Raw genomic sequence first — 23475 nt, forward strand, 5'->3', positions numbered from 1 at the left:
AAAAATGGAAATTAGTAAAGAAATATATGATGCTATTTTAGAGGAGCGTTTTATATTGGAATCTAATTCTTTCCCTGATTATCAAGATAACAATGGAATAGGAACTAATTTTATTGTTCAATGTGAGGAAAATTCCGAAATTGTGATAAATTTGGCAAGGCAAACTTTGTTAATAGTGAACCAGAAAAAACAGCACAAGAAGTAGAAAAATATAAAAAATGGTGGTTTGGTTTGCCTTATAGAAAAAAACTTAAAGAAACAGGTAAGCCGAATAAATGGTGGGGAATTGGATTGCTTGGAGCCAAAAGAAAGAGTATAGTTTTGGTGGGGAGCTACTATATTAGATGAAAATAATTTTGTTTTTTCAACTAAAATACTTGATGATCCTTTTGCAGCAGGTTCCTTAAAATGGCTATTTTTAGGCTCTGGTGCATTAGAAGTAATTGAGGGAGATGACTAAATAGCACTTTCTAACAGCAAAGGAGCTTATCCCATATTTTGTGTAAACACCGATTTCACTTAAAGGTGATTATTTAAGCAATCACCAAATTCTAGCACAAAATGGTTCAGTGCTGCTTGCCAATTTTGGATTGGTATTAACCATTTTTTAGACGCATCTTTAATCGCAAGCCAGATGATTTTAATCACGGATTCGTCCGTTGGGAGCACGTTTCGTTTTTTAATCACTCTCCGAATCACGCTGTTCAATGATTCAATCGCATTTGTCGTGTAAATTGACTTATGAATATCGTTAGGATAGCTAAAAATCGTGGCTAAATTCGCCTAATGATTTTGCCAGATCTTGACAATTAAGGGGTATTTTGCTTGCCATTTTGCCTCCAAATTAGCTAGCGTTTGTAGGGCTATCTGTTCCGTAGGTAATTGATAAATCAGCTTTAAATCTGCGGTTATGGCTTTGTAATCTTTCCAAGTAACATACTTCAAACTATTACGAACCATATGCACGATACAAAGCTGAATTTTCATTTCAGGAAAAACAGTATTAATCGCATCAGGAAAGTCTTTTAAACCGCCAATGCAAGCTATCAAAATATCCTATACGCCACGATTTTTAAGCTCGGTGAGAACGTTCAACCAAAATTTTTTCCCCTTCATTTTCAGCAATTATTTAACCCTTTGGCATATAAGGCAATGATTTTTTCATTCATAATGAAAATACCTGTTTTTGGTTATTATCTCAGAAATAGGTATTTACACAAATTTTATTATAGGCTCTTAAAAGGACTGAGTCCGATACAATATCGTCTTCAGTCCCTGATGTAAGTGTCTAACTTTTTGGAGTCAGATCAAAAATCACTGCACTTTTTTCATCACATTATTCACTGGCTTTTTTCAAAATCGCATACATTTCATCTTTTAAATGCAATTTCGCTTTTTTCAAATCTTCCACTTCCGTCGGTGTGGCGAGTTCAATATTGCTTTCAATATTTTTAATTCGCTGATCCAACGCATTATGTTCATCAAACAAACGAGCGAAATGGGCATCTTCAGTTTTTAATTGAGTAATTAAATCACGAAATTCTGGAAACATAGTTTTCTCCTTATGATCTGTAACAACTAACGGCATTGTACCCTAAAATAAATAAAAAAAATGTGAGCGAGTTCACATTTTTTAATAATGAGGCGGTGGCGTTTCTTCCGTGCGACTGGCAATGTTGGATGGCTGCATATCTTTTAATTTATTCGCCAAATAACGCAACTGGGTTTGCATTTTATCGATCACAAATTGTTGATCAATCACCGCTTGATTTAACTGTTCGACTAAATTCTCTTGAAACATCAGCTTGGTTTCGAGTTCCGCAAGACGATCTTCCATGTATTCCCTCCTTATTTTCATTTCGCTTAGGCCTGTCAGTAATTGACAAAACGCCCTAAGCACTATAATCTAGCGTAGTTATTTTAACCTATTATAAGGATAGCAGAATGCTAAACATCAAAAAAATTTCAACACTGGCATTATTGATCAGTGCCGCTGTTGCCACCGTCGCTTGTAACGAGAAAGCACAAGCCGATACCAGTAAAACCACTCAGACCCAAGCGGCACAAGCGACCACAGGGGATGTCAAAGACAGTTCTTATGCTGTTGGCGTCTTATTTGGGACCGATTTGAAAGGCGTAATTGATGCGCAAAAAGACTTGATTACCTACGATCAAGCCAAATTATTGGCCGGTTTAAACGATGCGTTAAATGGTAAAATTGATTTAAACAACCCAGAATTGGGCAACACGTTAAAATCCCTTGATGAAACCTTAAAAAATGCCTCACAAAAGAAAGCGGCGGAACAAGCACAAAAAGCCCAACAAGAGGGTGAAAAATTTGTGGCTGAATTCAAGAAAAAAGATGGCGTGAAAACCACCGAATCGGGTTTGGTTTATCGTATCGAAAAAGCCGGTGAGGGCGTGGCGATTAAACCGGAAGATACCATCAAAGTGCATTACACCGGTAAATTACCGAATGGCACCGTGTTTGATAGTTCCGTTGAGCGTGGTGAGCCGGTTGAATTTGTTTTAAACCAATTAATCCCCGGTTGGATTGAGGGTTTACAATTAATCAAAAAAGGCGGCAAAATTGAATTAGTGGTGCCACCCGCTTTAGGCTATGGCGATCAAGATATGGGCCAAATTCCGGCCAACTCGACACTTCATTTTGAATTGGAAGTGTTAGATGTGACACCTGCAAAAGCCGCAAAATAAGCCAATAATCCACCGCACTTTTTGTCGTTAACACGTCAAGGTGCGGTGATTTATTTGAGATAAAGCCATGCTAAATGAAAAACACCCTTTTACCGATGAAGATCGGACGATTTTGACTTCCTACAAAGCCGTAGTGGAAGGTGTGAGTGCATTAATTGGTAGCCATTGCGAAATTGTATTGCATTCTTTGGAAGATTTTGAACATTCTGCGATTTATATTGCCAATGGTCATAATACCAACCGCCAAGTGGGTTCGCCCATGACGGATCGGGCTTTGCAGTCGTTGCACAGCATGAAAACCGAAAGCGTGTCAAAACCCTATTTCACCAAAGCCAAAAGCAGTGGCTTGATGAAATCCGTGACCATTGCGATTCGCAATAAAAATCAGCGCATTATTGGTCTATTGTGCATTAATATCAATTTAGATGTGCCCGTTTCGCAATTTTTACAAACCCTTATGCCACTGCCAGAAGATGATGAAGCCTCTGCGGTCAACTTTGCCAGTTCGGTGGAAGATTTGGTGACCCAAACGGTGGAAAAAACCATTGAAGAAATCACCGCCGATCGCCTTGTCGCCAATAATAATAAAAACCGTCAAATTGTGGTTTCGCTGTATGAAAAAGGCATTTTTGATATTAAAGATGCGATTAATTTAGTGGCTGAACGCTTAGATATTTCACGCCACACGGTGTATCTTTATATTCGTCAAATTAAGCAGGATAGCGAGGACTAACATGCGTTATGTGCTTGCCATAAAAAGCCCTGTTTATGGTTCACAAGGGGCATTTTTTGCTTATCAATTCGCCAACGCATTAGTCGAAAAAGGCCATCAAATTAGCCAGATTTTCTTTTTCCAACAAGGTGTGAGCCATGGCAACGCTTGCGTATCGCCCGCCAATGACGAATTTCATTTACAAAAAGCCTGGCAACAACTGAGCCAACAGCATCAAATCCCGTTGCATTTATGTATCAGCGCCAGTCAACGGCGAGGCATTATTGAACAAAACTTGGCGCCACATTTTATCTTAGCTGGCTTAGGCGAGTTTAGCGCAGCCATGTTACAAGCCGACCGAGTGATTACCCTATGATGAAATTGGCCTTTGTGTTTAAAACCGCCCCCCATGGCAATGCCATTAGCCGAGAGGGCTTAGATGCCGTATTGGCGGCCTCGGCTTTTTGTGACGAGGATCAAATCGGGGTATTTTTCCTTGATGACGGAGTATTCAACCTGTTAGCGGATCAACAGCCTGAGTTAATTCTGCAAAAAGATTTTATTAGCGCCTTTAAATTGCTGGATTTATACGACATTGAACAACGTTTTGTCTGCCAACAATCCTTGCAACAATATGGCTTAGATCAGGCTGAATTGGTGATAAATTGCCAAAAAATAGACCGCACTTTGCTGATCAACAAACTAAAAAGTGCGGAGAAAATTCTCACCTTTTAAGGGATAACCATGCTTTACACGATTTCCAACGCACAATATAGCACCACCGAATTACAACGCTATGTTGCTCAACTCACCGAGCAAGACGCCGTAGTATTGTGGGGAAACGGCGTGTTATTAATGGTGAAACAAGCTGAAGTATTGCAACAGATCCAAAATGGCTACATCATGCAAGATGATCTAACCGCACGGCATTTACAACAGCACCCGAATTTAGCGTTATTAAAAAATAACCTCCAACCTATCGACATGGCACAATTTGTCAGCTTAACAGAACAATATTCGCCACAACTGGCGTTGTAGGTTAATCGACAATCTCCACCTCAAAAACATGCTTACACAATCGATTCGCACATACAAAAGTGCGGTGCGTTTCGGTGGCTCTTTTTAAACTCGCCACATTTCCACCGCAGTTTGGACAACTGACCTGATAAGGTTGGCTAGCTAAGGTAAATTTACAATGGGGAAATTGATTACAAGCATAAAACGTCTTACCCTGCCGCCCACGCCGAACCACTAATTCCCCTTTTCCACATTCAGGACAAACAAAAGATTGTTCAGGCTCATTTTGTTTTTCTTGCACAATAAAATGACAATCAGGATAACCACTACAGCCAATAAAAATACCGAAACTCCCTTGTTTCACTTGCAAAGGGCAACCACACTCGGGGCAAATTTCCGTTAATTGTTTTAAGATTTTATGTTCAGATTGAGCCTGCAAAGGTTTTAAATAATCACAGTTTGGATAAGCCGAACAGCCTAAAAACAGCCCTTTTTTACCTTGCCGAATATGTAATGGCGAACCGCATTGTGGGCAGGTTTCTGGTTGTTTGCGGTGTTGAAAAAGCGATTCGGTCATGATGATAAGTAATATGGTTAAGATAATAAAAATCTTATAGCAAAATACAACATTGCACAACGACTAAAAATCAGCGTAAAATACTGACGCTCAGTGTCAGCGAATCTATCACCGCTCAAAAAGGATAATTTTCATGAATAAACAACAACTTGCCAATAAACTGTGGGCATCTGCGAATGATTTACGTGGGAAAATGGACGCCAGTGAATATAAAAATTATATTTTGGGTTTCCTTTTTTATAAATTTCTGTCTGAACATCAAGAAAAACATTTACGCAAAGAATATGACACCACCACCAAAGAAGTTGAGGCAAGCGATATTGCCACCATTCAAGAAGATTTAGGCTATTTTATTTTTGAGACGGATCTTTATGCCACTTGGGTGGAGAATATTAAAAACAAAAACTGGAAAATTTCCGCCGTCACTGATGCATTAAGCCATTTTAGAGAAAATATTAACGACAGCCAACGTGATGACTTTGAAGGCATTTTTGAAGATGTCAATCTCACATCAGAAAAACTTGGTAGCAACCCCGCAGAAAAAGAAACCGCCATTCGTCGCTTAATCATGTTATTAAATGAAATTAATATTAGTGATAGCAATCGAGAATATGACACGTTCGGCTTTATTTATGAATATTTAATCGCACAATTCGCCATGGCATCAGGCAAGAAAGCGGGGGAATTCTATACGCCCCATGAAGTTTCTCGTATTATGGCGATGATTGTGGCAAATGAATTACGGCACAAAGAACATTGTACGGTCTATGACCCAACCGCAGGATCGGGGTCATTACTGTTTGCTGTGGGGGATGAAACCAACCATGCTAAACATCATCACAATATTAAATATTACGGACAAGAAAATAATTCCACCACCTACAATATTGCCAGAATGAACTTATTAATGCGAGGTGTAACACCAGCCAATATGGTATTACGCAATGCCGATACGCTTAAAGAAGATTGGCCGAATGGTATTATTAGTGGTAAAAATGATCCGCTGTTTGTGGATTGTGTAGTGGCAAACCCACCGTATTCTGCAAAATGGGATAATGCTGACGGACAATTAAAAGATCCACGCTTTCGGGATTATGGATTAGCCCCCGCAACTAAAGCGGATTATGCGTTCTTATTACACAGTTTATATCATTTAAAACAAGATGGGATCATGGCGATTGTGTTACCCCATGGCGTGTTATTTCGTGGTAATGAAGAAGAAAAAATTCGTACTGCCCTGCTTAAACGGGGTCAAATTGATGCCGTGATTGGCTTGCCAGCAGGTATTTTCACCAACACAGGCATTCCCACGATTATTTTAGTGTTGCGAAAAACCACGCAGTATAACAATGTATTATTTATTGATGCGTCGCAAGGTTTCCGCAAAGAAAAAAATTCCAACATCTTGCGTGAGCGTGATATTAAGAAAATTCTGGATATTTATTTGAACCGTGCTGAACTTGATGGTTTTAGCCATATTGCCAGCTTAACCGAAATTGAGCAAAATCAATTTAACCTGAATATTCCACGCTATATCACTCCGATCAATCAAACAGAAAGCCAAAATATTGACGCCCATTTAAAAGGGGGCATTCCAGAACAAGACATTGCTCATTTTGATCGGTTCTGGCAAGCCTTTCCAGCGTTAAAAGAAAAATTATTTCGCCCATTACGCCCGAAATTCGTCAGTTTAAATGTGGAGCCAGACGATATTTTTAATTGCATCTCACAAGACTGCGATTATCAGACATTTATTACCCAAATGCACGCCAACATTGAACAATGGCAACAGAACGTCAAAAATCTGTTATTGGCAGAAACCGCATTAGATTCTGAACAAATCTTGTTAAGTTTTCAGCAATTAGAACAACAACTATTTGGCTATTTTGAACAATCCCATTTTACCGATCCTTATGAGGCCTATCAGTTATTTGTGGATAGCTGGCGTCATCAAATTCAGCCCGATCTTGAGCTGATTGCCGAACATGATTTAGATTTTAGTTACGCAAAAGCGTTACAACCCAATATGATTATTAAATCTGGCAAGGAAGTGCAAGACGGCAATGATGGCGTGCTTTTGCCTAAATCCCTGATTGCAGAAGCCTTTTTTAATGATGATGTGACGCTCTGTGCCGAACTAAAAAATCAAATCACACAACAAGAAGAACAGCTACAAACTGCTCAAGATGAACTGCAAAGTGCGGTGGAAAATGAAGAAGATTTAGCCGCACTTTCTGATATTATCAAAACCGCTAAGAGCAACGCCAACAAAGCAAAAACGGCATTATTGGATTTACTGGGCGAAGAAGATGCCAGCGACAAATTCGCCCTATTAAAATCCATTGAACAAGCCAGTCAACAGATTAAGAGCTTAAAATCGACCTTAAAGGAGAAAGAACCCGCCCTTGATATCAAGGTGGAACAACGTTACCAAACTCTAACCGTCACTGAAATCAAAACCCTGTTAGCCCAAAAATGGCTGACCAGATTAGTCGCAGACTTAGAAAATATTACGCATAGCCATTCACGCCAGTTAGCACAACGTTTAAAAACCTTGCATTTACGTTATGCCGAAACACTACAAGATATTCAGCAACAGCGTCAACAGTCAGAAGCCGCTTTTTGGGCGTTGGCACAGCAATTAATTGGGGAGTAATGAGCGATGAGCGAGAAAAATAACAATGTGCCAGCGATTCGCTTTGCGGGATTCACGGACGCTTGGGAACGGCGCAAGTTGGGGGAAATATTAAAAATAAAAAGTGGAATGAATCAAAAGGCTATTGAATTACCAACAGGCATATATCCTATTTTGGCAACAGGTGGAGAAATAGGTAGAACAAATACAGCCCTTTATAATAAAGAAAGTGTCTTAATTGGACGAAAGGGGACAATAGATAAACCATACTATATGAATACGCCATTTTGGACGGTTGATACTCTATTTTATTCAGAACTAAGTGAAAAAATCTCGGGATTATTTATTTATAATTTGTTTCAAAAAATCAACTGGAGAAGTTATGATACTTCTACTGGTGTTCCTAGTTTAACAAGTTCTACTATTCATAATATTGAAGTAAATATTCCAAGCTCAAAAGCCGAACAAACCCAAATCGGCAACTTCTTTAAACAGCTCGATGACACCATCGCTAATCATCAACGAGAGCTTGAAAAATACAAAAATTTAAAGATTTCTTATTTAGAAAAAATGTTTCCAAAGGAAAATGAGGCATTTCCAGAGCTAAGATTCCCAAATTTCACGGACGCTTGGGAACAGGGAAAGTTGGGAGAGATTGTGGAATTTTATTCAGGTTTGACATATTCCCCGAGTAATGTCATTGACAATAATTTAGGTACTTTGGTTTTGCGTTCATCAAACATACAAAATAGTACATTGATATTAGACGATAATGTTTATGTCAATTCTAATTGTGTGAATAGTCAAAATGTAGAAATTGGTGATATTGTAGTCGTTGTTCGAAATGGCTCAAAAAATTTAATCGGTAAGCATGCGATCGTTGATAAATCAATGAGTAATACTGTTATTGGTGCATTTATGACTGGTATTAAATATTCAAATTTTGATTTTCTTAATGCTTTACTAAATACTGAGCATTTTAATTATGAAATAGAAAAAAATTTAGGTGCCACAATCAATCAAATTACAACAGGTGCATTTAAAGATATGTTTTTTTATTTTCCAACTCTCCCTGAGCAAACCCAAATCGGCAACTTCTTCAAACAGCTCGATGACACCATCGCTAATCATCAACGAGAACTGGAAAAGTATCAAAAAATAAAATTAGCGTATTTGGAGAAGATGTTTGTTTAGGAATAATTGGTTTTATTTGATTTTCTGTAATCCGTAGATTACAATAAAATCAAATTCACATTTGAGAGTAAGCCCAATGACGATAATCAATCATATAGAAATGACAGAAACATTTGCCCAATGGCTAGCGAAACTCAAAGATCCCACCGCCAAGGCAAAAATTACAATGCGTATTAAACGTGCAAAAAATGGTAATTTTGGTGATTTCAAGAATTTAAAAGGGAATTTGTATGAAATGCGTGTAGATACTGGTAAGGGTTATCGCATTTACTATACCCAAGACGGAGAAACGCTTTATTTCTTGCTATGTGGTGGAGATAAAACAACGCAGAATGAAGATATAGCTCATGCACGAGCAATGATTAAAGATGGTACGAGATAAGGAGTAAATTATGGCATTAAAAGAGAATATTGAAACCCGTGAATTTGATGTAGCTGAATTTTTAGATAATGAAGAAACCATCAACGCATATTTAGCCGAAAGTCTTGCCAGTGGTGATCAGGCTGAATTCTTAGAGGCGTTATCTGACGTGGCTCGAGCCAGAGGTATGACCCAATTAGCCAATGAAACTGGTATCGCACGAGAAAGCCTATATAAAGCGTTAAATGGTACGACTAAACCACGTTTTGAAACCATTTTACGTATTTTAAATGCGTTAAATATTCAGTTGACGACACAATATAAACAGGCAACAGTGTAAACCTAAGAGATATTTAGGGTGTGATGTCTCACCCTAAAATATCTCAATTCTACCTAAACAAACATCTTCTCCAAATACGCTAATTTTATTTTTTGATATTTTTCCAATTCTCGTTGATGATTAGCGATGGTGTCATCGAGCTGTTTGAAGAAGTTGCCGATTTGGGTTTGTTCGGCGAGTGATGGCAAATAAATCGGTGTGTTTTTTCCATTAAAAATGGTGTAAGTTCCAACAGTACCAATTCCAGCTACATTATTGATAAAATTCTGAATATTTTTATTATTAAACGCATAATATAAAAAATGCCCATTTATTTTATTTTCATTTTTAAACCAAATTATATTCCCATCTTTGAAATAGATTGGCTTTTCGGTATTGACTAGCCAAGGGATGCCTATTGTTCCAACCCCAGTAACAAGTAAATCACCAATTCTGACTTTTCCTGAAATTTTAGTATATTCATCATATTTGCGTTTTGATATGTATAATGGATCATCAATAGGCTCATTTTTGGAAAATGCGACCAGATCTCTAGCTCTTAGAAATCTAACACCAGAAGAAGTCCAATCGGATAGATGTATCCTTTTAACGGATGTTACATCCATAATATTCCCCAACTTTCCCTGTTCCCAAGCGTTAGCTTTTTATTGTAGTATCAAATAATTGAATTATACAAACGCTTGGGAACAGTGGGAGCTAGGGGAATTAGGTTTATTTAAGAACGGAAGGAATATGGATAAAAGTGCTATGGGATTTGGTTATCCATTTGTTAATCTCCAAGATGTTTTTGATAGAATAGAAGTAAACTATGTAGATTTAGGATACGTAAATGCCACAGAATTGCAGAGACAAGAATATAATTTGCTCAAAGGTGATGTGTTGTTTGTACGATCATCAGTTAAATTTGAGGGGGTCGGGATGACCTCATTAATCCCCAGAAACCTTGAGAATAGCACATATTCTGGATTTCTTATTCGTTTCAGATCTTTAGTCCCGATTGATTACAACTATAAAAAAGTAATGTTTTCTGTTTTATCAGTAAAAAAACAAATTTTTTCTAATGCCACAAGTAGTGCTAATACAAATATCAATCAAGAATCTTTGAAAAAAATTAATATTTTGATTCCTAAAATTGAAGAACAAACCCAAATCGGCAACTTCTTCAAACAGCTTGATGACACCATCGCTAATCATCAGGGTGTTTATTATCTCTCTGTCTATTCTGTGTTAGAATACCAAAATCCTGTTTCATCTCTCTTAAAAAAGGAATTATCTATGTCTTATCAACAACCTGAATCAAAATTTGAACAAGAAATTATTACCCGTTTAAGCAAACATGGATGGACATATCGGGCGGATTTAAGTTATAAAACAGAAGATGAATTATTAGCTCATTGGCGTGACATTTTATTTGAACGCAATGTGGATCGTCTAAATCATATTCCTTTGTCCGATACAGAATTTGAACAACTTAAACAGCAAATTTTCAAGGTCAAGACACCGATTGAGGCAGGAAAACTGTTAAATACAGGGCTGTTGGAATTGGTTCGGGATGTTAAAGGGTATGAAAACACCAAGCAATTTCTGGAATTTTTTTGGCGACATGATGTGGGAACAGGTAAAAATTCCTATGAAATTGTTAATCAGACCTATCGTTCTGCCAGCAAAATGGGACGTGAAGATCACCGTTTTGATGTGACATTGCTGATTTCAGGGGTGCCTGTTATTCATATTGAGTTAAAAAGAACAGGGGTCAGTTTAAAAGCCGCTTATAACCAACTTCGAGAATATGCCGAGGCGGGAGACTTTACTGGGTTTTATTCGTTGGTGCAAATTTTTGCCATTTTAAATCCAGATGAAAGCCGTTATTTTGCCAATCCTGGTCATTATACCCATTTCAATCCGTTATTTTGTTTTCCTTGGGCAAATTTCCAGAATCAGCATATTAATGACGCAGGACGTTTTGTGGAAGATGTGCTGTCTGTGCCGATGGGGCATAAATTGGTATCACTTTATACGATTTTAGATGATAAGAAAAATGCGTTAAAAGTGTTACGATCCTATCAAATCTTTGCTGTTGAGGCGATTTTAGATAAACTCCGCAAAGCCAATTTTGAAACGGCTGATATTGATAATGGTGGCTATATTTGGCACACCACGGGTTCTGGCAAAACCATGACATCGTTTAAAGCCGCACAATTAGTCAGTCAGTTGCCACAAGTTGATAAGGTGATCTTCTTGGCGGATCGCAATGAGTTAGTCAATCAAACGCATAAGGAATATGATTCTTTTGCCGATCATGAAGATGAAATTACCGATACACAAAATTCCTATGCGTTACTCAAAGCCTTGGCAAGCCGACAAGATAAATTAATTGTGACCAGTATTCAGAAGATGAGTAATGTGTCTAAAATGGGCAAACAAGATAAACTCGACAATACTCGCATTGTGTTTATTATTGATGAGGCTCATCGTTCGACCAATGGCGAAATGTTAATTCAAATTCGCCAACAATTTAAAACCGCCATTTGGTTTGGCTTTACTGGCACGCCGTTATTGAGTGATGACAGTGCAGACGCTGATGCGATGGGCGAAACCGCCCAGTTATTTGGCAATCCGTTACATATTTATTCCGTAGCAGATGGGATTGCGGATAATAATGTGTTGGCGTTTGATGTGCGTCCGACATTTACTTTTGATCGTGATTCCATTCGTCAACAGGTGGCGTTACAAAAAGATCCTAGCAAAGGGAAATTATATTTTAAATGGATACACGATAAATCGGATGTGGATGTGGTGAAAGCCGTTCCCGAAAGCAATTACACCAGTGATGAACATCGTCAAAATGTGGTCAAAAGCCTGTTACGCAAATGGGATGCCAATTCGTTTGAGCGTTTATTTTCTGGTATGTTAGCCGTGCGTGATATTCAATCGGCGGTGGCTTATTTTGAGTTGTTAAAAGACAATCCGTTAGGCTTAAAAATTGCCATGATTTATGATGATAGCGATCGTCATGAAGATGACAGCCTAGATAATAAATTAGCCCTTGAAAAAGCCATTTTTCATTATAATCAACAATATAATACTGATTTTGGATTAAATTCTGTGACGGCTTATAAAGACGATTTAATGAATCGTTTATCACGCCGTGATGAATATCAAGATGTGGAAAATCACCCCGACCAACAGCTTGATTTGGTGATCGTAGTATGGCAATTATTAACTGGCTATGATGCCCCTTATTTAAATACGCTCTATTTGGATAAAATGTTAGAGGGAGCGAATTTAATTCAGGCTTTTTCACGTACCAATCGCATTACCGATTCACGTAAGCCGTTTGGGATTATTGAGTATTATCGTCGCCCTGAATTAATGAAACAAAATATTGATCAGGCGTTTAGTTTGTATAGCAATAAAAATGCCAAAGGGTTGATGTATGTGAATAATCAAGCGGAAAATATTGTGCAACTGAATGATTATTTTACACAGATGGTGAAACTCTTTCCTAAAACAGCGGACAATCAGCCTGATTTTGGGGCATTGCCTGAGGATAATAACAAAAATCAATTTGTGCGTTTAATGAACGAATTCGAAAAAAACATGATTAAAGTGCGTCAACAAGGCTTTAGTTGGGAAACACAACAATATGCTGTTGATCTACCGAAAATTGAATTTACGGAGCAACAATATACTCAATTACAAGCACGTTATTCTGATTTAGCCCAAGGCAATAAAGATCCTGTGGAACGTACACAAAGAGGGCCGTTGGATATTGAGCCGTTGTTATCTTCAGGGGAAAAATTCCGTATTGATGTGACTTATCTTGCCAGTCTGTTAAATAAATTATCGGATATGGTACAACAATCCGAAACAGCAATCGATCAGGTCAAACTGGATGAACTCAAACAAGATATTCACCAATTATTTAATAGTTTACGAGAAAATGATCGCCGCATTGCAGAGATGATTTTGTTGGATATCCAACGAGGTGATTTGGGGCATATTGATGATTTCTCCACGGTATTGGATCAATATCGCAATAGCAAAGAAAATCAGGGTATTTCGGCATTTGTCGATACCTTAGGCATCGATCGAGACATTTTCATTAAATTGTTAAATCAGCATGTATTAGGTAAAGACGACTGGCAGGATTATGGTTTGTTGGAGAAATTAACTAAAAGTGCAGATAATGATCTGGTACGTGATGCATTCTTGTCAGAACGTGTTAATGAAAATCCAACGGCGCTAAAATTAAAAGGCTATTTGCGTGATAAAATTAAAGCTGAAATTGAGCGGTTATTATTGGCAAGATAATCGATAAAGCCTTGTATTGCTACAAGGCTTTATGTTTAACATAGTCCAGCTAAATGTCGCATGACAATATCCGTGTCTTGATTTTCAAGTTCTTGAATAATATGCAAATAGGTATGCTGTGTGGTGGTCATGCTAGAATGCCCTAGCCGTCTTGCCACGCTAGCAATGGAAACACCGGCAAAAAGCAATAAAGACGCATGGGTGTGGCGTAGGCCGTGCAGTGTAATCTCCGCAATATTGGCTTTTTTACAAGCACGGCTTAAAATGCCATTCAGTGTAGAATTATATACACGTCCATTCCCTAAAATAAGATGACTAAAAATCGGTTTTCCTTCTGGCAACGCTTTGATTAATTGTGAAAATTGAATCACTGTTTGCCAGTCAATTTGGATTTTTCGGACGGAAGAACGGTTTTTAGTCGGTGAAAATCCGCCCTGTTCTTTATAATTCCATGTTTTGTTGACATGCAAAGTCTGGTGCGAAAAATCAAAATCTTCTGGCGTAATCGCCAAGGCTTCAGAAAATCGCATACCTGTTTTAGCCACCAATAAAATAAACCAATCCCATGTTAATGTGGTAGATAAATTTAAATGGTTTAATAGTGCTTGTAATTCAAATTGATTTAAATATTTGTGCTTTTTCAGACGAGGGGCTTTGCCTTTAATAATGGCTTTACGAGTGGGATCTGCGGATAATAATCCTTCATCAAGTGCATCTAAAATCGCCCCTTTTAAGTGGTGATGAAAATCCATGGTGGTTTGACGTTCATGCTGTTTCGCATAATCATTGAGCAATTTTTGATAATTGATTCGGGTTAATTCACTTAAGCGTAACTGTGGTGCAAGCGTGTTAATCCAACATAGCGTCGACTGATATTTTTTCATGGTCACGGAACGAATGGCGCCCTCTTTATAAGTGGCGACCCATTCACGAAAATAATCACAGAAATATTGTTGAGATAAGGTTGATTTTTTCATTATAAACGTCCTTTTGTTAGCACACCACGACATTGTGATGCCATACTATTTTAGAAAATTGATTCCATAAAAATGATCGGAAAGCCACAATTTTCGTTTATACTAGCCACCAGATTTTAAAGGAGCGGATAATGCAAGAATTATTACAATACCCTTATTTTTTTATGGCCTTAATTGGCGTCATTTGTTTTTTATTTTTTATCATTTTGCTGTGTTTTTTCCTTTCACGGAGGAATCGTGATGTGTTGGAATTAAAGCAAGATTTAAATAAAAATATTCAAGATTACAATGTGTTAGTGGATAAATTTGATTCGCTAAGTGCGGTGAAAAATCAGCAAGATTTGGCGGTGATGCAACTGCAAACCAAGGAAGAATATTTACATTCAGAAATTGCTGAACGTGATCGGTTGATTACCAAACGCACCGCAGAATTGGAAAAAACTCGGGAAATTCTAACCGCACTTCAACAAGAAGTAGCGAGAGTGAAAGTGAGTTTGGCAGAGAAAGAAAAAAGTTTGGCGGATCAACAGCAGACTTTTCAACAAAGCCGTCAGCAATTAAGTGTGGAATTTCAGAATCTGGCGAATCGCATTTTAGACGAAAAAACGCAATCTTTTAGCCAATCCAATCAACAGGCGTTAGACAGTTTGTTGAAACCGTTCCGTGAGCAAATTGAGAGCTTTCAAAAACGGGTCAATGAGGTGCATTCGGAAAGTGTGAAAGGCAATACTTTGTTAGAAACCGAGTTGAAAAAAGTGTTGGATATTGGGCTTTCTATGTCGCAACAGGCCAATAATTTAACCTCGGCTTTAAAAGGCGAAAAGAAAACTTTAGGTAATTGGGGCGAATTGCAATTAGAGCGCACCTTACAATTAGCCGGCTTAATCAATGGCGATCATTATTCCGCCCAAGCCCATTTTAAAGATCAACAAGGCAACCATAATTACCCCGATTTTGTGGTGCATTTGCCCGATCAGAAACACCTGATTATCGACAGTAAAATGTCGCTCGTGGCCTATGAACAAGCGGTCAATACAGAAGATGAGGTGCAACGCCAACAATTTATGGCAGAGCATATTAAGGCGATTCGCAATCATGTAAATGACCTGTCGAAGAAAGATTACAGCAATCTTATTGGCATGCGTAGCCCGAATTTTGTGTTGATGTTTATTGCGGTGGAACCCGCTTATATTGAGGCCATGAAAGCGGATGTGGAATTGTTTAATTTTGCTTATCAGAAAAATGTGATTTTAGTCTCGCACACCACCTTAATGCCGATTTTACGTACCGTGGCGAATTTGTGGCGGGTGGAGCGAGGGAATGCGGAGGCCAAAGAAATTAGCGAAAAAGCAGGGGATATTTATAATCAAATTTGCTTACTGGCTGAACGTTTGGCAAAATTAGGCAATACGTTAAGCACCGCAAGCACCCAATATAACAGCACCGTGACGGCCTTAATGGGACAACAAGGGTTAGCGGGCAAAGTGGAACGCTTTAAAGATTTATCCGCCAAGGCCACCAAAACCTTGCCGGCGGTGGAATTATTACATCAAGATATTGACACCGAAAAACTGGTGATTTTAAAAGGAAATGCAGATGACACAATTAATTGATATTAGCCCACAACAAGCCTGGGACATGCTACAAACCCAAACCTGTGCGTTATTAGATGTACGTGATTGGGCCAATTACAGCCGTAGCCATATTCCCGAGGCGTTTCATTTAACCAATCAAAGTTATGGCGATTTCCAAAACGAATATGACTATGATGAACCGGTGATTTTAGTCTGTTATCATGGCATTAGTAGTCGCAGCGTGGGCACTTATTTGATTGAACAAGGCTACGAGCAAGTTTACAGCGTGATTGGCGGTTTTGAGGCGTGGGAAAAAGCCGGCCTGCCAACGGAGCAAGGGGTTAGTTAAACCCCACCGCCACCACATAGGCAAAAACGCCCCAAAAAACCACCGCACTCACATATAAGGCTTTTTCCGCTAATTTTGGCCGACGTTGGTTTAATTTAAATAAAATCCGTGCCATAATCGCAAGGGCAAGAGGGTAAAACCACAGCGTAAATGAGATAAACGTGCGGTGGACATTGGCTAAATTTGGGTTATCCACCACCGCCGGTGACAACAACAAGGCCAGTGGCCACAGCAGAATGGGAAAACAAAGTCCCACTAACAGCCAACTAAAACGGCTAAAGCCCTCTGGTAAACGGTTGTTTTCCATTTTGATCTCCCTTGATATGATTATGTAAAAACTAAACAGGAATATAGCAAATGCTTGCGCATTTTAGAAGTCATCCCGCAAAATTTACTTTATTTATCACCGCACTTTGCGTGATTTTATACGCCATCAGCAACACCCTTGATATGGAAAGTGAAATCTTATTAAACGCCACGCACTTTCCCGCTGAACCTGTCGAACAGCAAGACTATTGGCGTTATTTAACCCACACCTTAATGCACTTATCCGTGGCACATATTGGTTTCAACCTCGCTTGGTGGTGGTTATTTGGCGGGGCGATTGAAAAAACCTTTGGTTCATTGACCCTGATTTTACTCTATCTGATTGCCGGCGTTGGCTCAGGTTTGGCGCAAAACTGGGCCAGTGGCCCTTGGTTCTTCGGCTTGTCTGGCGTGGTTTATGCAGTGATGGGCTTTGTGTTCTGCGTGGATAAATTTGGCCAACACCGTCAATTTGACTTGCCCGAGGGCTTTCTTAGTATGCTGCTCGTGGGGATTGCGTTTGGTTTTATTAGCCCTTTTATTGGTATCGAAATGGGCAACGCTGCGCATATTTCTGGCTTAATTATCGGATTAATCTTTGGCTTTTTACGTGCAAAAATGGCAAAATAACCTCAATTAAATCGAATAAGGATCACTTTTATGAAACAGTCCATTCGTCATCAAACCATTGTTGAACTCGTGACACAAAACGGCTATCTCAGCACCGAAGAATTAGTCGAACGCCTGAATGTCAGCCCACAAACGATTCGCCGTGATTTAAACACCTTGGCAGAAAAAGATATGATTCGCCGCCATCATGGTGGCGCAGCCTCGCCCTCCTCTTCGGAAAACAGTGATTACGCCTCTCGTAAAGAATTTTTGTTACAAGAAAAAAATCAAATTGCGCAAGCGGCGGCCAAACTCATTCCCAATGGCTCCTCGCTATTTATTGATATCGGCACCACACCCGAGGCGGTCGCCAACGCTTTACTCGACCATAAAGATCTCCGCATTGTCACCAACAACATAAATGCCGCCCATATTCTGATGAAAAATGACAGTTTCCAGATTACCCTTGCCGGCGGTTCATTGCGTCAAGATGGCGGGATTATCGGCGAGGCCACAGTGGCCTTTATTTCGCAATTCCGCTTAGATTACGGCATTTTGGGCATCAGTAGCATTGACCTCGATGGCTCCTTGTTGGACTATGATTTCCACGAAGTGCAAGTGAAACGAGCCATGATGGAAAGTTCACGGCATACCCTGTTAGTGTCCGACCATTCCAAATTCCACCGCCGAGCCATGGTGAAATTAGGTAACCTCACCGAGTTGGATTATTTTGTCACTGACGATTTACTACCACAATCCATTTCCGAACGCCTTTCTGAATCCAATGTTCAGGTGGTTTTGGGGTAGAAAGAGAAAGGTAAAGGAAGAAGAAACTGCAGTGAAAAAAACAAACATTTTTCACCGCAGTTTCCGTTTATTTCTCCAACTGCAACGGCAAGAAAAAACTTAAAGGACGTTTGCGGATAATCTCACAGAGGCAACGGGCGATTTCACACCAACTGTCGATTTCCGTGTTGAGCGACTTCAATGCCACACGCAGTGCCAAGGTGAAACTCACCAATAAATTCACCATACCGATCAACAACACAAAACCGAGGTTTTGCCAAATTAATGGCTGGCTCAGATCACCGCTAACGGCCACATAACCAAGATTGGCGGAGGAAAAGGCTACATGGCGAATATCAAGGGGTAAGCCTAGCCAATAGCCCACCAGACCGGTTAATCCTAACAGCATACCGAAACAGAAATTTCCCATTAAGGAGCCGTAATTATCATGTAAATAATTTGCAATGCCAATCCGGCATTTTTCAGGCATCAGGTATTTCAACACGGGATGATAACGCAAGCGCATTTTGCTGTTGAGGTAATTACTGCGGTTATCAAAATAGCCCGAAATAATCCCCGAACAGAATAACCACACGCCCGCAATGGCGGCGAACCATAAGGCGCCTTGTGTGGGGTCAATGGCGTGTAGTTGGTAGTCAATGGCGGCGTGATCCAACAGTGCCACGCCCTTTTGTTGAGCATAAAAATAAGCGATTAACGCACTTAATCCCATGGCAAAGGCCACATTGCCTAACACGGCAATGGTTTGAGAACGCACAACATCAATCAATAATTGTGCCAGTTTCATGTTCACCGCTCGCCCTTGCGGGTTGCGTTCCACCGCCTCAGCAAAACGAGCGGCGGTCATGGCGGGCTGTTTGGTGGCAACGGTAAAATGCAACATAAAAATCAGCATAAAGCCCAGACCATAGTTCAAGCCATAAGCCACACTTTTCCAGACCTTATCCTCAATCACATCACCCAAATAAATTTTCAATAAAGCCATCAGCGCAATTAAAATTCCGCCACCTGCTGCAGAGTAAAACATGGCAAAATATTCTTTTTTGCTGCGTGTCACATAATGCTCGCCATGATCGCTGGTGTTTTGTGCAATGGTGCGAGAAAGCATGCTTGCGCTTTGTTTCCAAAGTACCGCAATATTATGTTGATCGGTAGCGGCCTCGGCAAATATTTCGGTGGCTTGTAATAAGCGCAATAAGGATAATGTTGGGCGACTGAACAACCCTTTGAGCAACACCAAACGATCCAAAGTTTGGGTTAACCGTTCCAACAAATGCGCCACGCCTAAGGAAGAACCCGCCACCACGCCACGTTTATGAAAACGATCAATTTGTTTGCGACATTGCGACAGCATGACTTGCAAATGGCTATCGTCATAATGTTCACCCTGTTGTTGAGCGGTTAACCATTGTGCTACTTCTTTTTGCAACGCCACAAATGGCGAATGAGCGTCTAATAAATTCGGATCAAGTCGCATTAATTCGGGCTCCAAATCTTCCGCCGCCAACCAAATGGCTAACATTTCAATGGCGGAATAGCCCTCATGATAAAGATGTTGATGCAACCAATTTTGATCGGCTTGTTCCGTATAGTGCTGAAAGGTGGCAAACAGGCTTACCCAAGTTTTCACCGAAATCGCCTTAAGCCACGCCAGATCTCGGCGATCATGAAATAACATAAAGAACACATCACGTAAATCTTTGCTGTCCTTAAAGGCGGGATTCATTTTTTCATACAGCCGTTGTTTCATCTCCTTGCCAAAGCCATCACGACTTAAAATGCCACTGCTCACCAACAAGGGATACAACCGCATTTGGCATAACCAACGGCACAGCAAGCTAGACAGCCTGCTCGCAAAATCGGGGTACTGTTGTAATAGCCCAATAAATAAGTTCACCCGTTCATTGGCTTGACATTGTCCGCCGTCACGTAAATATTGGCAAAAGGTTTGCAATAACACAAAAGGATCGTTTTGCGCCTGCATATCGGCTAACAGTTGATCCAAGCGTGGTTGAATAAATGGTATCGTCATAATTTCTCTTTTTTGTTCGTCTACCCTATTATGATAGGTTTTGTGCTGAAAAGTTCAAGCCATAAAAAAAGTGCGGTGAAAAAAGGTTGATTTTTTTCACCGCACTTCAATAGGTTAATTAGCTAACTAGCCCTCACAGCTTGAGCAACTGAGCAAGTTGCGGTTAAACACTTGTGCCGCACTCATGCTGTATTGATAATAAATGGATTTTAAGCCCAATTCTTCGGCGGTTAAGTATAATTGGTTCAAATCTTTTGCAGGTGTCGCAGGGTGAACCATGATGTTAATACTTTGGCCTTGATCGATATATTTTTGACGTTGTGCCGCTTGTTGAATGACGCTTAACTGGCTGATTTCTGAGAATGTTTTGAAAATATCTTTCTCTTGATCGCTTAATTGGGCTAAATGTTGCACAGAACCGTCATGCAATAAAATGCTGTCCCAAATTTCGTCTTTGTCTAAGCCTTTTTCTTGTAATAATTTTTCCAAGAATGGGTTTTTGTAGACGGTTTTGATTTTGGCCAAATCTTTTACATAATAATTGGATTTAAACGGTTCCACCGACGGCGATACGCTGCCTAAAATAAAGCTACTGGATTTGGTTGGCGCAATACTCATTAAGGTGGTATTGCGACGGCCGTAGCCCTCTAAAATTTCCGGTTCGCCAAAACGTTGCGCCAATTCTTGCGAGGCTTGTAAGGTTTTTTCTTTCAGCGTGCGGAAAATTTCATTGTTTTTCTGCATGGCCTCAAAGCTATCAAACGCAATATTATTCGCTTGTAAATAACTGTGCCAGCCTAATACGCCTAAACCTAATGCACGGTGACGACGTGCAAATTTATTGGCACGGTGTAAGAACGGAATATGTTGGCTTTTCTCAATAAATTCGCTCATGACCACGTCTAAGAAGTAGGTTAAGACTTCAGGGGCGTCGGTGTTTTTCCACTCATCAAAATAGAGTAAATTCATGGACGACAAGCAACAGACGAAACTTTCATCATGACAAGCTGGCAACATGATTTCGGTACAAAGATTAGAGGCATGCACCACCATGTTTTTCTCTTTATACACATCAGGACGGCCTGCGTTGGCGTTGTCTTTAAAGAACAAATACGGAATACCGGTTTCGGTTTTACGTTGTAATAATTTTGCCCAAAGCTGACGTTTATAAGGGTCGCCCGCTTTCATGCTTTGTAGCCATTCATGGCCGATACACACACCGTAATACATTAATTGAATCGGGTTGCCCTCGGTGTGAATGTCTAACCATTCGTCAATATCGCCATGTTCAATATCAATATAACCGGCAAATTGGCCTTTGCGTGAGGTGCCTTGTGAAATGACATCAATCACGGTATCAAATAACTTGGTAAAGTTGAATGAACCATCCGATTTGCCGTTATTTTTAATCACCGAGCCACGTGGACGAATATCGCCGAAATAGGCTGACGTCCCGCCGCCGATTTTGCTCATCATGCCCACTTCAGCAGTGGTCACCATAATTTCATGAATGGAGTCGCCAATATAGCTCCCAAAACAGGAAATCGGCAAACCACGATCTAAGCCAAAGTTTGACCAAATTGGCGAAGAAAGGGAAAAATAGCCACGAGCCATGTAGTGATAAAATTTCTCCGCATAGCCCTCAATGCCGAGTTTATGTTCAGCATGTTCGGCAATAAAGCGAATGCGTTCTAGGGCGTTTGTTCCCTCAAGCAAGTAACCACGTTGCAAGAACAAACGGCTGTCTTCGTTTAACCAAGCGAAGTCTGGACGGTTTGGATTAGAATAAGTCATCGGCGGTAATCTGTTTCATTTTTTTGCTGTAATCAGTGCTACGTTTATAGAAGAAATCATTTTCTTTGGTGGAAAGGATTTCAATATCGAACCACTGGGTTTCTTTTAATAATTCTGGATTGATGTTGTGTGGTGCCGTCAATCCAAGTATGGTTAATGAGTTGTTGTAACGACTTTTAATGTAATTCAACGCCGTTTCTTTGGTGATAAAACTTAAATCACCTCCCTCAAAAATCCAATCTAAAATACCACATTCTGCCTCAAATGCCTGGTCTGACAAGGTTTTTAAATCGGTAAAAAATGCTTCGGTAAATAAATCTGCATGTTCATCACGCAAAATTTCGTATAATGCAATACCGAATTTACCGTGAATTTCTTCCTCTTTTGAGGTGGCCTCTACCGCATTAGAAATCCCTTTGAACAGGTTTTTATGCTTGTTGAACGACATCATAATTAAGAATTGACCGAACAAGGAAATGTGTTCCACAAACAATGAGAACAACACCAACGACAACACAAATTCGCCTTTGCCCGCATCTTTGTCTTTCATGAAACTTTCCATGTAACGAATACGGTTCATCAACGGTTCAATGTCTTGAATTTGGCTGAACATTTCGTTTAGCCCTAACTTCTCCAATAGGAAAGAATAGGCATCTTTATGGCGCACTTCGGATTCGGCAAAGGTCCCGCCCACGTCGTCCATTTCTGGTTTTGGGAAATAGCGATACAGCTCGCCCCAGAAACGTTTCACGTTCACTTCCACTTGGGAAATCGCCAACATGGCTCGGGTGAGAACTTGGCGTTCGTGATCGTTAATGGTGGTGCGGTAATCTTGAATGTCACCGGTGAAATTAAATTCGGTATGCAGCCAGTAGGAATGGCGAATGGCATCTTTGAACTCAAGCAATTCAGGGTATTCGTAAGGCTTGATGTTCAAGCGTTTTTCAAAAAGATTTCTGGACATAATGCGTTCACTTTTAAGGAGGGTTAAATTAATATTTAGGCTCTATTTTAGACAAAAAAAAATACATAACAAGACTTGACAAACGGCAATTTTCACCACTTTTGATTAGGGTTTTGATTTATAAAGGAAAAAAATTTTAAAATTTTTTAATGCGTATATCTATGGGTTTGAGGGATAAAGAAACACAAGATATTGTGT

The 23475-nt window shown here is 39.7% G+C and carries 24 protein-coding genes and 1 pseudogene; 15 read left to right on the forward strand and 10 right to left on the reverse strand.

What is annotated here, in order from left to right; all coding sequences use genetic code 11:
• The first annotated feature begins 4 nt into the window (after positions 1-4).
• Entirely contained in the window at positions 5-205 is a 201-nt protein-coding gene (locus ACTG7Q_RS01540; RefSeq protein ID WP_439240138.1) for a hypothetical protein, read from the forward strand.
• A gap of 314 nt (positions 206-519) precedes the next feature.
• Here ACTG7Q_RS01540 and ACTG7Q_RS01545 read toward each other — a convergent pair.
• From ACTG7Q_RS01545 to ACTG7Q_RS01555, 3 genes and pseudogenes are all read right to left on the reverse strand, one after another.
• Positions 520-1125: pseudogene (locus ACTG7Q_RS01545) on the reverse strand (IS256 family transposase); the annotation flags it as partial.
• Between the two features lie 211 nt (positions 1126-1336).
• On the reverse strand, positions 1337-1552 hold the full coding sequence (locus ACTG7Q_RS01550) for a YdcH family protein (RefSeq protein WP_439240140.1): 216 nt from the start codon (positions 1550-1552) through the stop codon (positions 1337-1339).
• 81 nt (positions 1553-1633) lie between these two features.
• On the reverse strand, positions 1634-1858 hold the full coding sequence (locus tag ACTG7Q_RS01555) for a SlyX family protein (RefSeq protein ID WP_439240142.1): 225 nt from the start codon (positions 1856-1858) through the stop codon (positions 1634-1636).
• Between the two features lie 86 nt (positions 1859-1944).
• Here ACTG7Q_RS01555 and fkpA point away from each other — a divergent pair, with 86 nt between their 5' ends.
• From fkpA to tusB, 5 genes are all read left to right on the forward strand, one after another.
• Entirely contained in the window at positions 1945-2715 is a 771-nt protein-coding gene (gene fkpA, locus ACTG7Q_RS01560) for an FKBP-type peptidyl-prolyl cis-trans isomerase (RefSeq protein WP_439240144.1), read from the forward strand.
• 67 nt (positions 2716-2782) lie between these two features.
• Positions 2783-3448: a helix-turn-helix transcriptional regulator gene (locus ACTG7Q_RS01565; RefSeq protein ID WP_439240146.1), complete on the forward strand. Its 666-nt coding sequence runs from the start codon at positions 2783-2785 to the stop codon at positions 3446-3448.
• A gap of 1 nt (position 3449) precedes the next feature.
• A complete protein-coding gene (tusD, locus tag ACTG7Q_RS01570) occupies positions 3450-3803 on the forward strand; it encodes a sulfurtransferase complex subunit TusD (RefSeq protein WP_439240148.1) in 354 nt (117 codons plus the stop codon).
• On the forward strand, positions 3803-4162 hold the full coding sequence (gene tusC, locus ACTG7Q_RS01575) for a sulfurtransferase complex subunit TusC (protein WP_439240634.1): 360 nt from the start codon (positions 3803-3805) through the stop codon (positions 4160-4162). Before tusD ends, tusC begins: the two co-directional genes overlap by 1 nt.
• Positions 4163-4171: 9 nt before the next feature.
• The gene (gene tusB, locus ACTG7Q_RS01580) at positions 4172-4465 is read left to right on the forward strand and encodes a sulfurtransferase complex subunit TusB (protein ID WP_439240150.1); all 294 of its coding nucleotides are present in this window, start codon (positions 4172-4174) and stop codon (positions 4463-4465) included.
• A 1-nt stretch (position 4466) separates the two neighbouring features.
• Here tusB and ACTG7Q_RS01585 read toward each other — a convergent pair whose 3' ends face one another.
• Complete coding sequence (locus ACTG7Q_RS01585; protein ID WP_439240152.1) at positions 4467-5021, reverse strand: topoisomerase DNA-binding C4 zinc finger domain-containing protein; 555 nt, start codon at positions 5019-5021, stop codon at positions 4467-4469.
• 133 nt (positions 5022-5154) lie between these two features.
• Here ACTG7Q_RS01585 and ACTG7Q_RS01590 point away from each other — a divergent pair, with 133 nt between their 5' ends.
• The 4 genes from ACTG7Q_RS01590 to ACTG7Q_RS01605 all read left to right on the forward strand — a co-directional run bounded on the left by ACTG7Q_RS01590 (position 5155) and on the right by ACTG7Q_RS01605 (position 9551).
• Positions 5155-7677 carry a type I restriction-modification system subunit M gene (locus tag ACTG7Q_RS01590; protein WP_439240154.1) on the forward strand — a complete coding sequence of 841 codons (2523 nt, stop codon included), beginning with the start codon at positions 5155-5157 and terminating at the stop codon, positions 7675-7677.
• A 6-nt stretch (positions 7678-7683) separates the two neighbouring features.
• The gene (locus tag ACTG7Q_RS01595; RefSeq protein WP_439240156.1) at positions 7684-8850 is read left to right on the forward strand and encodes a restriction endonuclease subunit S; all 1167 of its coding nucleotides are present in this window, start codon (positions 7684-7686) and stop codon (positions 8848-8850) included.
• A gap of 76 nt (positions 8851-8926) precedes the next feature.
• The gene (locus ACTG7Q_RS01600) at positions 8927-9232 is read left to right on the forward strand and encodes a type II toxin-antitoxin system RelE/ParE family toxin (protein ID WP_439240159.1); all 306 of its coding nucleotides are present in this window, start codon (positions 8927-8929) and stop codon (positions 9230-9232) included.
• A gap of 10 nt (positions 9233-9242) precedes the next feature.
• On the forward strand, positions 9243-9551 hold the full coding sequence (locus tag ACTG7Q_RS01605; protein ID WP_439240161.1) for an addiction module antidote protein: 309 nt from the start codon (positions 9243-9245) through the stop codon (positions 9549-9551).
• A gap of 53 nt (positions 9552-9604) precedes the next feature.
• On the opposite strand, the gene ACTG7Q_RS01610 is transcribed toward ACTG7Q_RS01605, so the two are convergent.
• A complete protein-coding gene (locus ACTG7Q_RS01610) occupies positions 9605-10156 on the reverse strand; it encodes a restriction endonuclease subunit S (protein WP_439240163.1) in 552 nt (183 codons plus the stop codon).
• Between the two features lie 58 nt (positions 10157-10214).
• On the opposite strand from ACTG7Q_RS01610, the gene ACTG7Q_RS01615 reads away from it, so the two are divergent.
• Positions 10215-13865 carry an HsdR family type I site-specific deoxyribonuclease gene (locus tag ACTG7Q_RS01615; protein WP_439240165.1) on the forward strand — a complete coding sequence of 1217 codons (3651 nt, stop codon included), beginning with the start codon at positions 10215-10217 and terminating at the stop codon, positions 13863-13865.
• 35 nt (positions 13866-13900) lie between these two features.
• Here the strand turns inward: ACTG7Q_RS01615 and ACTG7Q_RS01620 are convergent, their stop codons facing one another.
• Positions 13901-14842, reverse strand: coding sequence for a tyrosine-type recombinase/integrase (locus ACTG7Q_RS01620; RefSeq protein WP_439240168.1), 942 nt, complete (start codon positions 14840-14842; stop codon positions 13901-13903).
• 164 nt (positions 14843-15006) lie between these two features.
• On the opposite strand from ACTG7Q_RS01620, the gene rmuC reads away from it, so the two are divergent.
• Both rmuC and glpE read left to right on the forward strand, forming a co-directional pair.
• On the forward strand, positions 15007-16455 hold the full coding sequence (rmuC, locus tag ACTG7Q_RS01625; protein ID WP_439240636.1) for a DNA recombination protein RmuC: 1449 nt from the start codon (positions 15007-15009) through the stop codon (positions 16453-16455).
• Complete coding sequence (gene glpE / locus ACTG7Q_RS01630; protein ID WP_439240170.1) at positions 16439-16765, forward strand: thiosulfate sulfurtransferase GlpE; 327 nt, start codon at positions 16439-16441, stop codon at positions 16763-16765. The genes rmuC and glpE overlap by 17 nt, the downstream gene beginning before the upstream one ends.
• Here glpE and ACTG7Q_RS01635 read toward each other — a convergent pair.
• The gene (locus tag ACTG7Q_RS01635; protein ID WP_439240172.1) at positions 16758-17072 is read right to left on the reverse strand and encodes a DUF5389 family protein; all 315 of its coding nucleotides are present in this window, start codon (positions 17070-17072) and stop codon (positions 16758-16760) included. The genes glpE and ACTG7Q_RS01635 overlap by 8 nt on opposite strands.
• A 50-nt stretch (positions 17073-17122) precedes the next feature.
• Between ACTG7Q_RS01635 and ACTG7Q_RS01640 the strand changes: the two genes are divergently transcribed.
• Together ACTG7Q_RS01640 and ACTG7Q_RS01645 are read left to right on the forward strand one after the other, a co-directional pair.
• Positions 17123-17701, forward strand: coding sequence for a rhomboid family intramembrane serine protease (locus ACTG7Q_RS01640; protein WP_439240174.1), 579 nt, complete (start codon positions 17123-17125; stop codon positions 17699-17701).
• 30 nt (positions 17702-17731) lie between these two features.
• Positions 17732-18487 carry a DeoR/GlpR family transcriptional regulator gene (locus tag ACTG7Q_RS01645; RefSeq protein ID WP_439240176.1) on the forward strand — a complete coding sequence of 252 codons (756 nt, stop codon included), beginning with the start codon at positions 17732-17734 and terminating at the stop codon, positions 18485-18487.
• 67 nt (positions 18488-18554) lie between these two features.
• On the opposite strand, the gene ACTG7Q_RS01650 is transcribed toward ACTG7Q_RS01645, so the two are convergent.
• The 3 genes from ACTG7Q_RS01650 to ACTG7Q_RS01660 form a co-directional block, all read right to left on the reverse strand.
• The gene (locus ACTG7Q_RS01650; protein ID WP_439240178.1) at positions 18555-20519 is read right to left on the reverse strand and encodes a site-specific recombinase; all 1965 of its coding nucleotides are present in this window, start codon (positions 20517-20519) and stop codon (positions 18555-18557) included.
• 126 nt (positions 20520-20645) lie between these two features.
• On the reverse strand, positions 20646-22313 hold the full coding sequence (locus ACTG7Q_RS01655) for a ribonucleoside-diphosphate reductase subunit alpha (RefSeq protein WP_439240180.1): 1668 nt from the start codon (positions 22311-22313) through the stop codon (positions 20646-20648).
• Complete coding sequence (locus ACTG7Q_RS01660) at positions 22300-23277, reverse strand: ribonucleotide-diphosphate reductase subunit beta (RefSeq protein WP_439240182.1); 978 nt, start codon at positions 23275-23277, stop codon at positions 22300-22302. Before ACTG7Q_RS01660 ends, ACTG7Q_RS01655 begins: the two co-directional genes overlap by 14 nt.
• Between the last annotated feature and the right edge of the window lie 198 nt (positions 23278-23475).

The organism is Lonepinella sp. BR2474 (assembly GCF_051851555.1).
GTDB lineage: Bacteria > Pseudomonadota > Gammaproteobacteria > Enterobacterales > Pasteurellaceae > Lonepinella.

Coding starts and splice junctions, on each gene's coding strand:
- ACTG7Q_RS01555 (WP_439240142.1), bottom strand. CDS start 1,858: ATGAAAATAAGGAGGGAATACATGGAAGATCGTCTTGCGGAACTCGAA.
- ACTG7Q_RS01550 (WP_439240140.1), bottom strand. CDS start 1,552: ATGTTTCCAGAATTTCGTGATTTAATTACTCAATTAAAAACTGAAGAT.
- ACTG7Q_RS01650 (WP_439240178.1), bottom strand. CDS start 20,519: ATGACGATACCATTTATTCAACCACGCTTGGATCAACTGTTAGCCGAT.
- ACTG7Q_RS01660 (WP_439240182.1), bottom strand. CDS start 23,277: ATGTCCAGAAATCTTTTTGAAAAACGCTTGAACATCAAGCCTTACGAA.
- ACTG7Q_RS01655 (WP_439240180.1), bottom strand. CDS start 22,313: ATGACTTATTCTAATCCAAACCGTCCAGACTTCGCTTGGTTAAACGAA.
- ACTG7Q_RS01565 (WP_439240146.1), top strand. CDS start 2,783: ATGCTAAATGAAAAACACCCTTTTACCGATGAAGATCGGACGATTTTG.
- ACTG7Q_RS01635 (WP_439240172.1), bottom strand. CDS start 17,072: ATGGAAAACAACCGTTTACCAGAGGGCTTTAGCCGTTTTAGTTGGCTG.
- ACTG7Q_RS01590 (WP_439240154.1), top strand. CDS start 5,155: ATGAATAAACAACAACTTGCCAATAAACTGTGGGCATCTGCGAATGAT.
- rmuC (WP_439240636.1), top strand. CDS start 15,007: ATGGCCTTAATTGGCGTCATTTGTTTTTTATTTTTTATCATTTTGCTG.
- ACTG7Q_RS01540 (WP_439240138.1), top strand. CDS start 5: ATGGAAATTAGTAAAGAAATATATGATGCTATTTTAGAGGAGCGTTTT.
- fkpA (WP_439240144.1), top strand. CDS start 1,945: ATGCTAAACATCAAAAAAATTTCAACACTGGCATTATTGATCAGTGCC.
- ACTG7Q_RS01600 (WP_439240159.1), top strand. CDS start 8,927: ATGACGATAATCAATCATATAGAAATGACAGAAACATTTGCCCAATGG.
- tusB (WP_439240150.1), top strand. CDS start 4,172: ATGCTTTACACGATTTCCAACGCACAATATAGCACCACCGAATTACAA.
- ACTG7Q_RS01610 (WP_439240163.1), bottom strand. CDS start 10,156: ATGGATGTAACATCCGTTAAAAGGATACATCTATCCGATTGGACTTCT.
- tusD (WP_439240148.1), top strand. CDS start 3,450: ATGCGTTATGTGCTTGCCATAAAAAGCCCTGTTTATGGTTCACAAGGG.
- ACTG7Q_RS01620 (WP_439240168.1), bottom strand. CDS start 14,842: ATGAAAAAATCAACCTTATCTCAACAATATTTCTGTGATTATTTTCGT.
- tusC (WP_439240634.1), top strand. CDS start 3,803: ATGAAATTGGCCTTTGTGTTTAAAACCGCCCCCCATGGCAATGCCATT.
- ACTG7Q_RS01595 (WP_439240156.1), top strand. CDS start 7,684: ATGAGCGAGAAAAATAACAATGTGCCAGCGATTCGCTTTGCGGGATTC.
- ACTG7Q_RS01585 (WP_439240152.1), bottom strand. CDS start 5,021: ATGACCGAATCGCTTTTTCAACACCGCAAACAACCAGAAACCTGCCCA.
- glpE (WP_439240170.1), top strand. CDS start 16,439: ATGACACAATTAATTGATATTAGCCCACAACAAGCCTGGGACATGCTA.
- ACTG7Q_RS01640 (WP_439240174.1), top strand. CDS start 17,123: ATGCTTGCGCATTTTAGAAGTCATCCCGCAAAATTTACTTTATTTATC.
- ACTG7Q_RS01605 (WP_439240161.1), top strand. CDS start 9,243: ATGGCATTAAAAGAGAATATTGAAACCCGTGAATTTGATGTAGCTGAA.
- ACTG7Q_RS01645 (WP_439240176.1), top strand. CDS start 17,732: ATGAAACAGTCCATTCGTCATCAAACCATTGTTGAACTCGTGACACAA.